The following is a 13,911-nucleotide window of genomic DNA, read 5'->3' on the forward strand; positions in this document are numbered from 1 at the left end:
TTCTTTATTCTCTAAATTTCTTATATTATTGATTTGAGTAGTGGTTATACTTTTCTACTATGTAAAATGGCTCAGCAGAACATATTTTTTGAGAACGCTCATTCTAATTAGTATAAAAAAATTAGTTATTTAATAAATCCATAAAAAAATCTGCCACACGATGTAATTTTTCTTTGCTCGCTGACATTCTTAACTGCACACGAATTCCAAGCAATGTATTTTGAAGTATTTCTGATAAAACTTCTGGATCATACTTGCAAGAAAATTCACCTGTTTCCATGCCTTTTCGAACAAGATCAGCAAGTAGTTGTTCTGTTTGCATGAATATCTTTTCTATTTTTTCTTCTATCTCTTTATCCCTAAGAGCCATCTCCGTTGCTGAATTTACAATTAAGCAGCCCCATTGTTTATCTTCATATCCTTCTATAGTAAAATCAAAGATAAATCTTATAGCTTGTTTTGCTGTTTCTGCATTTGAAATTCCTGCCTGCATTTTATTTTTTATTAATTCTGCATAAAAATCTACGGTTTTTAAAAATAATGTGTGCTTATCACCGAAGGTATCATATAAACTTCTGCGATGGATTCCCATGTGCTCAACTAAATCATTTAAAGATGTCTTTTCGTAACCTTGCTTCCAAAATAGTTCCATTGCTTTCTGAAGAACTACATTTTCATCAAATTCTCTGCTTCGTCCCATCAAGTTCCCTCCTTTATAGAATTAATATTAGCATTTTGAGAACGATCGGTCAAGAATTATTTACATACTTAATCATATCTATATTTTCGCACATTACATGCTGGAAAGAAAAGTTACCTGGCACAACACAAGAGCCCCTACCCTAGCCTACAATTTTCTGCCTAAGACACTTCACTAAATGAGTTTATATCTAATTTCTCTTTTTATCTTGATCTTAATATAACGCCATCCCTTTGAAGCCAATTCTTCTGCATATGCTTTTCCAATACCAGATAACGCTTCTGTAACCAAGATAACTTTTCCCTTTTAATTAAACATTTTCTTAACATCTTAAAACAGATCAATTATTTGCCTCTATTATTTCCTTCAATTTAACATTTTGATTAATAAATCTAGCTTTACTTTTTTCCTGCTTAAGTCGTATAGCATTCTGTGGACAATGATTAATACAGGCTAAACACTGCTCACAATTTCCTTTATAAACAGGTTTAGTATCTGCATTAATATTATTTACTGGGCAAACTTTCTCGCAAACTTTACAGCTATTACAGGTATCTTCTACATAGAAATTCTTATCATATTGAGCGTTAGCCTTAGTCTTAGAATGAAACTTTTTTAATATTGCTTCAATACATCTTATAACTGCAGTGTGTCTCTTGATATATACTTTTTTAACTTGGATATCATTAATTATTTGTGCAAGACTTTCTTCTATATTCTTCTTCGGCTCTTTTTTTATCTCTTTAGCCATATCAAACACTGGAAGGTAATTGTCAACCATAAGTATTTCATTAATGTATGAAAACTGGATTTGATTTCTTTTTCCAATTTCTAAAAGCTCAGGTATGACTGCTCCTGAAAAAGATCCAAAAGACACTACGGCAAAAATATATTTACTTTTTAGTTCAACTTTATTTAGAAACTCCTCAACAATTTTAGGAACTCCTCCATAATAACTCGGAAATACAATACCAATCTTTTCATCTTCAAACTCAAACTGTCCTAGTTTCATTAACTTAGGAATAGAATAACTTTCTCCTCCAATTCTCTTTGCCACATATAAATTGTTGCCAGTTCCTGTAAAATAAAATATTTTCATAATGCGCTCCTTTCAGATGTTTCACTTGTAACTCCTTATGGACTATAGTATAATTTGATAACATAAATAATTCAAGTGAATATAGGCTAGCTGTTACAAAAGGAGGAATATTGTTTATGACTAATAAATACAATGCTGAACAGAATAAGATTACAAAAGAGAGTATTTTAGGTGCTCTTATGTCTTTAATGGAGAAAAAGGACTTCAAGAATATATCTATTACAGAAGTATCACAAAAAGCTGGTGTATCACGGATGGCTTTTTATCGTAATTACAGCATAATGGAAGATATCCTTATTGATCATCTAGACGATATGTTTAGAGAGTATTCAACCCTTTTAAATCATAAAGAAATAAGTAATTATGAAATGACACGTTTATTTTTTTACTATTTTAGACAACATCAAAAATTTATTGAAAACCTACTAAGGTCTAAATTAACCCACTTAATACTTGAACGATCTATTGAATTTCTTGATATATACTCAAAAACTATAACATGCACCATGGATTGCTCTCCTGAATTTGAAAAATATAATATTGGATTCATTGCAGGCGGATTTTTTAATGTATTGATGATTTGGTGCAAAAGTGGTATGACAGAGAGTGACGAGAAGATGGCAGAAATTGTTCATGATAGGCTTTCAAATCATATTGCTGGAATCACCTTAACAGATTTCTGATTAAATCCAAGATATATACGAAGTATGGGAAATGGATAAAAAAGATTCGCTACTGACTTAACTCTAATTTAAGAATATATTAATAATGCATTATTGGAGTCATCCTCCCATACAATGTCTAAAATATTATCATAGAAATGCATTTACATAAAAAGTTCCCCACTTTCTAGTCTGAGCTGACTTTAGTTGATACATTTCCTTAAACATAATTTCTCATTTGTTTATTTCAAGAACTGGATACTCCTAATTTCATAAAATAACTATTGAACATCCCCTAATATTTTAAAGTACTTATATGATAGCCATAAACTTCTTCCTACCATTGAAGCACACCCAAATGCGAGAATTCCTATACCTATAAAGCTAGTTATATTTCCGCCAATATATCTAAAAGCCGATTTTACAACGATAAGGAAAACATAGACTCCAAGGCTTAAGTACGATTCATTATAATAAACCTCACCTTTAGCTTCATCCTTACTATATTTTAATGTTCTTCCACGAATTATTCCCACTCCTATACCAATAATTGAACAAATAATTATTATCATAATCTCTTTCAATGAAAAACTTAATGTTTTTGCATAATCTTCAACAATCATTAGAATAAGTAGTATAGGTAACACCCATAAATTAGGGAACTTAATTCTTTTATTCTTTCCATTAAGTATCCTTAAAAACTTTAATACTATAAAAATCAATAAAATATAAACCATTGACACTAATTCCACCTCTAAACTTTATTTTCTATTCCTCAAAATTTTCTAATATAATAATACAAACACTTTGGAACTATAGATAATAACAATCTCTCAATATCTTATCTTTTAAAGTCTAATTATTAACAGTAATTGTAAACCTAATTTTTATACCTACCTTGGATACAGCTATCTCTAATAATGACACCTTTACTAACCATAAGAATTTCACTTAGTTAAGCTCGCTGTAATAAATATTATAAATTTAGAATACATATGGAATTAACGCCCATGATTCTTTTATATATTTCTCATATTCTTTACCAAATTCTAATACTAAAAATCTTTGTTCCCTATTTATTTTTATAATATAAGTAGTTAAAATAATACAAAATCCTATGATAGAAGCTAAACTTCCAAATGTAAGAAAAATTCCAAAAAAGCCACATACTATTCCTGTATAAATAGGATTTCTTATATATTTATATGGGCCACTACGAACTAATCTTTGCTCCTCTACTTTTTGGATAGCTCCACTCCAATTTCTACCTAATACTATTCTAGCCCATATTGCAAATAAAAGAGAGATTACTAAGATTGCGATACCTATATATTCAACATATTCATAACTAGGCAATATCCTATTCCATAAGAATATATTTTTAAACTGAAAAAAGGTAATGGCATAAGAGACTATTACTAATATTAAATGTACTATTCTTGGTATGTTCCTTTGACCACTTGATTCTTTTTTTACATTTGACCTAGTTTTTATCGCTGCTAATATCCAGTAAATCCAAAATATACCCCAAATATAACTAACTACAGTAATATTATTCATAAAGCCCTCCTCACATTTTATTAGATTTAATCATCACTTTTAATATATTTTTCTGCAATTTCTATAAACGTATCCTTTGTCACTGAATTCATGTCATGTAAAAATTTTAATATGGTAGCTTTCTCCTCATCATTATATTGAGCTATAATATCTTTTTTCTTATTATATGATTTCTCATGAATTTTTTTATGAATTTCAGACACATTTAATCCTAATTCCGTTAAATCATAATATACTTCTTTATTATTCCCTTCCTTTTGATACTTCAATACATAGCCTTCGTTTAATAACTTTTTACACATTTTAGTTATAGCACCTGTTGTCATTCCTAATTCTTGTGATAGCTTAGTTATATTTGCATCTTCGATATATTCTATAGCTGCAATACAATGAATTTGTGAAAAAGTAAGTTTATTCTTTATATTAGGAACATCTATTTCATTATTTTCTTGTATTTCCTTTAGTGAAAATATAATTTCATTAACAATATCCATATTAATTTCCCCCTTAATATTTCTTCCTCGGAAGTAATATTATATTATAATATTATTTCTTCCATGTCAACAATTTTCACTTTAAAGACTTACTCCTAGATTCAATTAATCACTTGTAATACCTAATGAACAAATTCCACTATTAAAAAATATAATCATTCTAGACTAAATGTTGAGAATTTAATTGATCATCCCCTAATACCTGTAGTTAAAAATAACATGTCTTAAGCAAGAACTAAAAAACCACCGGCTTAACCGGTGGTTCTGATTCATATTCACTAACGTTACAATTTAGAATTAAAGAACTAAGATGATTGTAATGAAAATTGTTCTAAATACTTGGATAAACTTTCAATATTAAATTGCATATGACGATTATTCCCCTCAAGTTTACTTAGCATTATCCCACCTTCTAAGGCGGAAAAAATGAAAGTAGCAAGAGCGTCGGTGTCAAGATTTGGCTTTAACTCACCGTTCTGTATACCTTGATAAAGAATTTCCTTAATATATTGCAGCATCCTTTCAAGGCTTTTTTGGGCTTTTTTTCGTAACTCAGGATGAGTATCATCACTTTCAATAGCCGTGTTCAATAAAGGACATCCTCCGATAAATGGGGGATGTTCCGTAACTTGTTCATATACCCTAAATATAGCTAGAATTTTATCAATCGCTGACTGTTGATTATCCACAGCTTCGGTAAATTTTTCATTAACAATTCCTACTGCGTAATCATATGCCTCAAGCGCAATCTCATCCTTACATGCAAAGTGACGATAAATCCCCCCTCTCTTGATTCCAGTTACTTCAGTAATATCAGAGAGCGAAGATCCTGCGTAACCTCGCTGGTTAAAAAGTTCAGCCGATTTCTTAATTATATACTTGCGTGTATTTTCTCCTTTAGTCATAGTATCTATCCTCCAAGGAATGTAATTCTTCGTAATTTCATCCTCATTGCACATGTTATTTTTTTAATTATTATAGCATATCTCCAAAAATTTAAATAGTTATTGCAAGCCGGGGTTTATTTCTTTGATGAACCTGATCTTTTAATCCAAAATGCCAATTATATAATTATAAATAATAAAAAATATTCCAAGCACCAGAAATACGAATATAAATTTGCACTTTCTTAATGGTTGTGTTAACATAGTAAAAAAGATATCGTTCAGTATCTTTTTATTATATTAAAATGAGGTGAAGAAAATGAACGACACATGGTTTAAAGAACGTAAGTATGCTTGGATCGGCTTGGCTGCTTTGTGGATTATCGGCTTTATTGGCGCATTATTGCGTTTCATTATGGCTACTTATCAAGTTCAAATTTCTCAAGATTTGAATATAAGTAGAAGTTTGATTTCTATGGCATGGTCAACCAACCTACTAATTGCAGCATTATGCACCCCAATAGGAGGATGGATTGCGGACCGCTATGGACCTAAGAAATTAATGCTACTAAGTACAATGTTTAGTATCTTAGGGACAAGTATCGTTTTTGTGGGGCATAATTCTACTTTGTTTTTTATCGGATATGGAGTCATATCAGGTTTTTACGGTATAGGAGCCTCTGCCACATATATTCTAATATTTGACTGGTTTAAGCATCATCGAGCAAAAGCTACTGCACTTCTGGCAAGCTCATCATCTATTGGTCTCGCCGTTTGCACTCCAATTTTTATCTCGAACACTTGGTTAACATGGAAGGACGCATTTCTGATTTCTTGCCTGCTCAGCCTTTTTGTTGCATTGCCAGTTATTCAGTTTCTTATTCGGAATCCTGAAAATCCACAGAAGAAAGCAAAAGAATCCGAACAACCAAAAGTGAAAATACTTTTCAAAGGTCCTCATATGTTATTATTTCTATTTATTGGTTTTGCATTATTTACATGTGGGTTTAATATGGGTACTGTAGAAATGAATTTAGTGGCTATTTATCAATTGTCTAGCGTAAAACCTGCTTTGATTGCCGTATCCATGAGTACCTTAGGAATTATGGAAATAATCGGTTCCTTTATTTTCGGATATCTTTTGGATCGTATCAATAAATTTACAGCGATGTCGTTGTTGTACGGGATACGCATCTTAGCGTTTATAATTTTGTTTGTACATTCGCCATGGTCGCCAATTGTGTTTGCAGTCTTCTTCGGATTTACTTACCTAGGTGCTGTACCAGGAGGAATGTTAATTGCTAACGAGAATACAAAAGAAAAAGGAAAGTTCATTGGAAGTCTCCTTCTATTCCATCAAGCAGGCGGGATCATTGGTAGCTTAATCGGAGGTGTTTCCTTTGATATCAGTAAGAGCTATCAACTACTCATTGGTTTTGATATGCTTCTATGCGTTTTAGTTACAATAGGGTATTTTACGAATTATTGGCTACGATACAAAAATACTTTATATTTAAGTAGATATACAAATGAAGTTAACAAACTACACTCAAATGATCAATAATTAAGTATCAATATATTTTAAGTTTCTATCTACATGTTCTAAGTAATGAGAATTTGATCTTAATGATTTACATTTTAGCCAATAAAAAAAACGCCATAATTTTATTATCACCCAAAGATTTTTCTTTCCTAATCTGAAGATCTGTTTTTCCATCTTAAAATTATGTAAAAACCCAGGACTTTCTCAAGCAAATAATCTTCAAACCCGCATTATACAAGCATATTCTTCAGAATATTAGAATATATATTCTAGTATTCTGAAGAATAAATATTGTTAAGAATATATCTTCTTAATAATATTTTAGAATTATGTACTTAGTTACTAATCATATTATTTTTATCTAATCCATTCTTTACAAGAATAGAATATAACGCACCATCTGCTTTCATATCATTAATTGCTTTATTTAATGCGTTTAATAAGAAAACATCATCTTTTTTAACTGCTATTCCCATTACTCCTTGTAACTCAGGCATATAGCCTTTTAACTGCCTTAGCAAAGGATCTTTTTCCTTTATATAGTAGTTTATAATAATAGAATCAGCTAAGCCCGCATCAATTTTCCCACTACTTATAGCATTAAATAAATCAGTTGTACTATCCAAACTTAATGCATCTTTTATCAAGTTATTTTCCTTCCACTTTTTCGCTAGATCTTCAAATATTGTTCCTTTTTCTACTCCAATTACTGCATTTTTTAAATCACTCATAAAATTAATTTTTGAAAATCTTGGTACAATAACAGTTTCTGATTCTTTATACAATGGCTTAGTAAACTCTACTAGTTTTTCACTTTCAGGAGTTATAAATATTCCACCAACTGCTATATCTATGCTATCATCGGCATTAAATTTATCTAACAAATCTGCAAATGTTACTTCCTTAATTTCAACCTTATTAATTCCAAGCCGCCGTGTAATTTCAGTTATGATATCCGCATCAATTCCACTCATCTTATTTGTTTCGGTATTTATCCAAAAGAATGGAATTTCCTTTGATGGTGCAGCAATAGTTATTATTCCTTTTTCTTTTATCATTTCCAATCTATCTTTTTCTATTGAGCTATTTGCCATTATAGTTTTCGTAGGCGCTATCATAAATCCAATTATTATTCCAATAATATTTACAATAACAATTGAAGTAAATATTTTTTTCATAAATAAAAATCTCCTTTAAAACGATAAACATATCTTTAAATTATTATTTGGAATTTAAATTTAAATTTAAATTATCCTCATTTGAAAAAAATTCAAACCTTTAGAAATAATACTTTGCCTTTTATGTTAACCTTTAAAGCGAGATCAATGATCAGTTTACTTTACAATTGAGTAGTAGCCATCACATATTATTCAACTTCCAAAGAGCATGTCTTTTATTTACTACGTCAAATCTACATATAAAATGCAACTTTTCAAATAAAAAATTGGAGAGATCGCAACTTCACTCAGAATATTGCGACCTCTCCCAATTTTATATTTAGTTTTTTCTTAATAGCTGATTTTTTTTGCTCATAAGTTTTGAATTAAATTCTAAATTTCTTTTATATGAATAATAGCAAAAACTCATCCCCAAAAACTCTGCAGTTATTAAAATAGATATTAGCTCTATAATTGAAGCAATTTTTTTATATACAAAATAGTAGTAAATAGATGGTAAGCAGGAAATCCCCCCTATTACTATAAATACACAAACAAAAGCTAGTAATGCACTTTTTTGTTTTATTCCAACCAGATAAATAAAAACAGATCTAGAAATAGTACCAATAACTCCTCCAATAATAGAAAACATAATTAATTCTTCTATAATTCCTACATTTATATTTTTAACAATCATCTGAGTCATACCAACAACTATACCACATAGCATGGATATAATAAGATTAAATAAAAAATCCTTTAAATTCTGTTTCATGATTTACGCACCTCACAATCCGAGATATTGCTTAAAGTTATTTAGATATTTTCTTGTGACATATACTTCTTCATCCATATCTATGAGCTTTAATATAAGCTTGCTGTTAAACCATGAAATTATTCTATCTACTTTCACTATATTTACAACAAAACATTTGCTTACTCTTATGAAACCTTTTGATTCCAATCTTTCTTCAAGTTCATAAAGCTTTTCTTTTACTTTATACTTTTTATCCTTGGTCATGCAAAAAACCTCATTTCCCATAGCTTCGAAATAATATATCTCGTCATAATTTAATACTTTAAGCTCATCCTCGTCACATCTTCCTGTGATTATATTTTTAGCTTCTTCTTTGCTGCCTGAAATAGAATCTAAATAACCAATCAAAATATTTATGGTTTCTATATCAAAGTATACCCCTATTTTGCCGCTCTTTAAATCAAATCCTTTTTCGATTAAACATACATCAGCATTTTCATTAATCTTTATTTTGCGATTTGTAAGGATTTCTTCCAGCATTCTTTTTAGATTTTCGCTGCAAATTAAATCTAACTCCATGTAATTTCCCCTTTTGCTTTAAACTTTAAGCAATGCCTTTCTGACAAGGATATATTAAAAACTTAAACTCTATCCTCTCGAGGATGTTCAAAAAAATAACAAATCAGTATGCTAGTCTATTTTGTGCTATAATTCGCCTATAAATCTCACTAATAGCCTGCAACTTTAGCTCCTTGTCTAACACAAAATATACACCTTAAAAATAGCAGTTATGCTGCATATAAGAACTTCTCATTGCATCTTTTACTTGTTATTTTCCTTCACATCCCCTACTTTAAACTTCAGGCAATACCCCTGGAATTATAATTGATAGCATAATTCCTAAAATCACCAGCCCATTCATAATTATAACAGTCATAATATTATGCCCTGATAATTCTATAATAGCATTAATTAAATAAATTACAGCCCATATTTTTGTTATTACTATATTAACTTCTATAAATAAAGAAGATTTTCCAAATTCCTTTTCATATCCTCTTCTAGCATCATACATTGTATAAGGTCTTCCCATCATAATAGAAATGAAACCCGTTAAAGCTAATACTGTATATGAAGTTAAATATTTATATTCCATAATGGAATTAATTCCTAAATAGAAATATAATATATTAGAAATAGTAAAATAAGCTACTAATACTATCGACATGATTCCTATATTTTTATTAATTATATCTCTTATAAAAAGCATCAGTATAGAAGCAAATCCCAAAACAAGGCATAAATTACTCGAAATACTCCAAAAGAGCATTAGTGGCAGAAAACTTAATGTTACATTGAGAAACGCTTTTGAACTACTACCCATTATTTTTCCCTCTATCTTTCTCAAGTGCCTTTTTATGACCTGTGATCATGAAATCAACCATATTTTTCTGTACATGCTCCTTGAATTTTTTTCTTTTCATAAGATATCTCATAACTTTCCCTTGAGCTTTTTCTTTTAAAGGAACTTTTTTAATTAGCCTATTTTTCTTATAGTATTTATAATCTTCTAAGAAAATAGCTCCTAGCCCTCCTTCTATTGCATCTGCAAATAGTTTACTTCCAGCTATATTTAAAAAGGTTTCAGGCTTGAAATAGTTTCTTTCAGCATAATTTATACTCGTTTTAGCAAAAGCATATATTTGATTATCTATAAGAGAGTTATCTTCAGCTTCATCAGTGACAAATCCGATTAAATTGCCCCCCTGTGTATGAAACTCTAATATCTGTCTTAAATTTTGCTCTTCACTTAGTTTCCCTGAAATTATATAACCTATGTGTTTACCTCTGAATATAGGAACATGGTTATAGCGAAAACTTCTATCATAAATAAGCTTAAAACGTGAAGATAAATATCTATCTTTTATACTTCCTGCAAAAATGATTACATCTGCATTATTAATGATATGGTCTAAAAACTCCCTATAACCATCTTTACCATCATAAACACATTTATTTTCAGCAGCGCATTTGCAGCAACCAAGGCATGGTCCTTTTATATCAACCTCATTAAGATTAAGGATCTCTACAGAACCTTTTACAAAGCTTTTATACTTGTCAATCATCTCATTAAGATTATTATCTTCTTTAGCTGCATCTGTAATTATAATTATTCTTTTATTTGTATCAATTACTTTATCCGTTACTCCTGCACTATATTCAAAGTTACTTTTACTTAATGAATTATACAATTTACTAGTTGTTAAACCTTCATTTACAAAATCAAGCAAATTTTCAAAAAACACTTTAAGCTCTTTTCTTCTACTTTCCTTAGTTAAATCCTGCATCTCATGAGATAAATATTCCACATAATTCATGCCTAAATCTTCAGAAATTGCCCTGATATAATTATGTGCATGAATATCTGCATAATGAATAGATGTAGAAAATGCAGCAGTATACTTGTCTTTAAAATAGCTTTCTAATTTATTTTCAAATATCAGTTCAATAAATCTCTTATAATTAGAATGCACTAAAGCATGATATAGTGGAAATGCCCATATAACTGCATCTGCTTCCTGAACCTTTGTGCATAAAGCTTTTAACTTTTCAGTATCTTCTTCATAACTTTTTACTTCTTTAACAATATGGATATACTGAAATTCATGTTTTTCATAATTTTGTTCCAAATACTTCATTGATTGCATTGTAACACTTTTCTCAAACTTCGGACTCCCATTTAAAACAACTATTTTCATAACCAATACCTCCGTTTTTTTTATATTTTCATTCTATTAGAAAACATGAATTAAAACCATAGATTTTGCTTAAGATGCAATTTAAATAAAATAAGATACAAAATAGAACCTCTACTCAATCCTTTTTGGGTATTTCTATTCACTGGTGAAATACCCGGAACTTATGCCTTTATAGGAGGATTAATTGTACTTACAGCTATAAGTGTAAGAGAATTATGTATAAAAAAATAGTTATATCGAATCTTCTGCTAGAGCAATAACTTCTACAAAGTCATGAACTAAAGGCTTTGATATAACTATTTTTTCTTAATTTGGGTATATAAAAAATTTACAATCTATAATTGTAACATAAATAATCTGCCATGTTTTTATATAAGAAACTAATATTTGAATTTATCATTGCTCGCATAGCTTAACATCACACTTTTTCAAAATCCAACTATAATGCTCCCATATCTCTAGCAATATAAAGAGAAGGATATTTAGTATTGAAATTTAGTTCACTTTTAATACGCGATGTATCTAATATCATATCCCATTGGTTAAAACTTGGCCACCCACCATTTGGAGGTACCTGCTCTGATTCACCTTGTAGCTTATAAAATTCACTTACAGTAATAGGATTATCATCAGCAACATTATATATACGCCCCCCAATACCAGGTGTACTAGCAGCGAGCAGTAATGCTTGACTGACATCTTGGTGATGCACTACTGACATCGCTTTTGAAGGGTTCCAGTTACTTAGAAACGGTAAAATTTCTTGAATGTGTGGGTCATTATCGCCATAAACAAATCCTAGTCTCATAATACGAATATCTAGTCCTTGTTCATGATATAATCCAAGTAAAGCTTTTTCTGCAGCCATTTTTGTTTTAGGATATAATGCCGTTGCTGTAAGAACATCATCTTCCATACATGGTCTATTTACTAGAGAATTGTTATATACATTGCCTGTGCTTGTAAAAACAAATCTTGTGACACCTGCATCTAATGCTGCTTTAGCGAGTGTAATAGTTGCATCTATATTGATGGCTTTAGCCATTTCTTCACTAATACCACCTCGAAATTGAGCTGCTATATGTACAACAGCATCAACACCTCGTACGGCTTCAATTAGATTTTCATTATCTAAAAGATCTCCTAATACTACTTCTGCCCCCTGTTCTTTTAAAGTGGATGCACCTTCTAAGTTTCTTACAAGAATACGAACTTCATGGCCTTGCTTAAGTAAATACGGTACAAATCGACTTCCAACCTTACCTGTTGCCCCTGTTACAAATATTTTCATAAATTAATTCACTCCAATCTAAATAGTTTTGTTCATCAGTTATTTTTATGTTATATTGCTAATATATCAGAGTTAAAATAATTCAACCATATTGTGGTTATCCTACGATTGAGAGTAGTAGGATAAGAGGAGGAAAATAAATGAAAGAAATTACATTTCAGCAGTCGTTAGGTGAATTTTTGCGTGCTACTAGAGAACGCCTTACTCCAGAGCAGGTTGGATTACCTTCACATGGACGTCGCCGCACGCCTGGACTTCGTCGTGAAGAAGTGGCTCAGCTTGCTAATGTGGGAGTTTCTTGGTACACATCTATAGAACAAGGAAAAGATGTACACCCTTCTTATCAAATATTGGAAAGCTTGGCTACTGCCTTAAGATTATCCGAAGATGAACGCCGATATCTTTTTTTATTATCTAAATCTGATGAGATAGAAGAATCAAAAATTTATAAAGAAATTAGTACAGGATTAGAAAGAACTGTTTTCGCATTAGAACCTAATCCTGCATATATAATGGATAAATACTGGGATGTATTATTATGGAATCGTGCAGCAGAATTTTTATTTCGATTTCCTTCATATTCTACCAGCATAGATTCAAAACCAAACGTATTACATCAATTTTTAATTGATCCATTCAAAAAAGAAATTAATCCAGATTGGGAAGAACGAGCTAAAATCATGATTGCAAGATTTCGAGCAGATTGTGCTAGGTATCCCCAGGATGCAAGATTAAATGAAATGATTGAGAAATTTAAGCAAGAAAATGAATTCTTCAGCAAGTGGTGGCCTCGTTATGAAGTTAAAACTGTTACTGATTGTCATAAATTATGGAATCACCCTGAGATTGGAGAATTGGAATTTGAACATGTGAATTTGCAAGTATCAAACTGTCCTGATTTTAAATTGATGATTTATACTGCTTCACCTTCTACATTAGAAAAGCTTAAACAAAAAATATATTCTACCAAATGAATAATACATCATAATTGACAGCTCAATAATA

15 protein-coding genes are annotated in these 13,911 nt (G+C 30.3%); 3 read left to right on the forward strand and 12 right to left on the reverse strand.

Annotated features, from left to right (window positions below):
* Positions 1-121: 121 nt before the first annotated feature.
* On the reverse strand, positions 122-700 hold the full coding sequence (locus tag KEC93_RS18430; RefSeq protein ID WP_077869441.1) for a TetR/AcrR family transcriptional regulator: 579 nt from the start codon (positions 698-700) through the stop codon (positions 122-124).
* A gap of 340 nt (positions 701-1,040) precedes the next feature.
* On the reverse strand, positions 1,041-1,799 hold the full coding sequence (locus KEC93_RS18435) for an EFR1 family ferrodoxin (RefSeq protein ID WP_077869442.1): 759 nt from the start codon (positions 1,797-1,799) through the stop codon (positions 1,041-1,043).
* Positions 1,800-1,915: 116 nt separating this feature from the next.
* Between KEC93_RS18435 and KEC93_RS18440 the strand changes: the two genes are divergently transcribed.
* Positions 1,916-2,482 carry a TetR/AcrR family transcriptional regulator gene (locus tag KEC93_RS18440; protein WP_077869443.1) on the forward strand — a complete coding sequence of 189 codons (567 nt, stop codon included), beginning with the start codon at positions 1,916-1,918 and terminating at the stop codon, positions 2,480-2,482.
* 260 nt (positions 2,483-2,742) lie between these two features.
* Here the strand turns inward: KEC93_RS18440 and KEC93_RS18445 are convergent, their stop codons facing one another.
* The 4 genes from KEC93_RS18445 to KEC93_RS18460 form a co-directional block, all read right to left on the reverse strand.
* Complete coding sequence (locus KEC93_RS18445) at positions 2,743-3,198, reverse strand: DUF1453 domain-containing protein (protein WP_077869444.1); 456 nt, start codon at positions 3,196-3,198, stop codon at positions 2,743-2,745.
* 247 nt (positions 3,199-3,445) lie between these two features.
* Positions 3,446-4,021, reverse strand: a complete 576-nt coding sequence (locus KEC93_RS18450) for a methyltransferase family protein (protein ID WP_077869445.1) — start codon at positions 4,019-4,021, stop codon at positions 3,446-3,448.
* A gap of 26 nt (positions 4,022-4,047) precedes the next feature.
* A complete protein-coding gene (locus KEC93_RS18455) occupies positions 4,048-4,515 on the reverse strand; it encodes a MarR family transcriptional regulator (protein ID WP_077869446.1) in 468 nt (155 codons plus the stop codon).
* A gap of 305 nt (positions 4,516-4,820) precedes the next feature.
* Positions 4,821-5,420: a TetR/AcrR family transcriptional regulator gene (locus KEC93_RS18460; protein ID WP_077869447.1), complete on the reverse strand. Its 600-nt coding sequence runs from the start codon at positions 5,418-5,420 to the stop codon at positions 4,821-4,823.
* Positions 5,421-5,718: 298 nt separating this feature from the next.
* Between KEC93_RS18460 and KEC93_RS18465 the strand changes: the two genes are divergently transcribed.
* Positions 5,719-6,963 carry an MFS transporter gene (locus KEC93_RS18465; protein WP_077869448.1) on the forward strand — a complete coding sequence of 415 codons (1,245 nt, stop codon included), beginning with the start codon at positions 5,719-5,721 and terminating at the stop codon, positions 6,961-6,963.
* A gap of 314 nt (positions 6,964-7,277) precedes the next feature.
* Here KEC93_RS18465 and KEC93_RS18470 read toward each other — a convergent pair whose 3' ends face one another.
* The 6 genes from KEC93_RS18470 to KEC93_RS18495 form a co-directional block, all read right to left on the reverse strand.
* Positions 7,278-8,120, reverse strand: a complete 843-nt coding sequence (locus KEC93_RS18470) for an ABC transporter substrate-binding protein (RefSeq protein ID WP_077869449.1) — start codon at positions 8,118-8,120, stop codon at positions 7,278-7,280.
* 319 nt (positions 8,121-8,439) lie between these two features.
* Complete coding sequence (locus KEC93_RS18475; RefSeq protein WP_012059820.1) at positions 8,440-8,874, reverse strand: hypothetical protein; 435 nt, start codon at positions 8,872-8,874, stop codon at positions 8,440-8,442.
* Positions 8,875-8,886: 12 nt separating this feature from the next.
* Positions 8,887-9,435 carry a LytTR family DNA-binding domain-containing protein gene (locus KEC93_RS18480; protein WP_077869450.1) on the reverse strand — a complete coding sequence of 183 codons (549 nt, stop codon included), beginning with the start codon at positions 9,433-9,435 and terminating at the stop codon, positions 8,887-8,889.
* Positions 9,436-9,709: 274 nt separating this feature from the next.
* Entirely contained in the window at positions 9,710-10,240 is a 531-nt protein-coding gene (locus tag KEC93_RS18485; RefSeq protein WP_012059822.1) for a hypothetical protein, read from the reverse strand.
* Positions 10,233-11,615, reverse strand: a complete 1,383-nt coding sequence (locus tag KEC93_RS18490; protein ID WP_077869451.1) for an NAD(P)H-dependent oxidoreductase — start codon at positions 11,613-11,615, stop codon at positions 10,233-10,235. Before KEC93_RS18490 ends, KEC93_RS18485 begins: the two co-directional genes overlap by 8 nt.
* A 439-nt stretch (positions 11,616-12,054) precedes the next feature.
* Positions 12,055-12,906, reverse strand: coding sequence for an NAD-dependent epimerase/dehydratase family protein (locus KEC93_RS18495; RefSeq protein ID WP_077829747.1), 852 nt, complete (start codon positions 12,904-12,906; stop codon positions 12,055-12,057).
* Between the two features lie 140 nt (positions 12,907-13,046).
* Here KEC93_RS18495 and KEC93_RS18500 point away from each other — a divergent pair, with 140 nt between their 5' ends.
* Entirely contained in the window at positions 13,047-13,880 is an 834-nt protein-coding gene (locus KEC93_RS18500) for a helix-turn-helix transcriptional regulator (protein ID WP_077829746.1), read from the forward strand.
* Positions 13,881-13,911 lie beyond the last annotated feature (31 nt).

The sequence above is a fragment of the Clostridium beijerinckii genome, from assembly GCF_018223745.1.
Classification (GTDB): Bacteria; Bacillota; Clostridia; order Clostridiales; family Clostridiaceae; genus Clostridium; species Clostridium beijerinckii.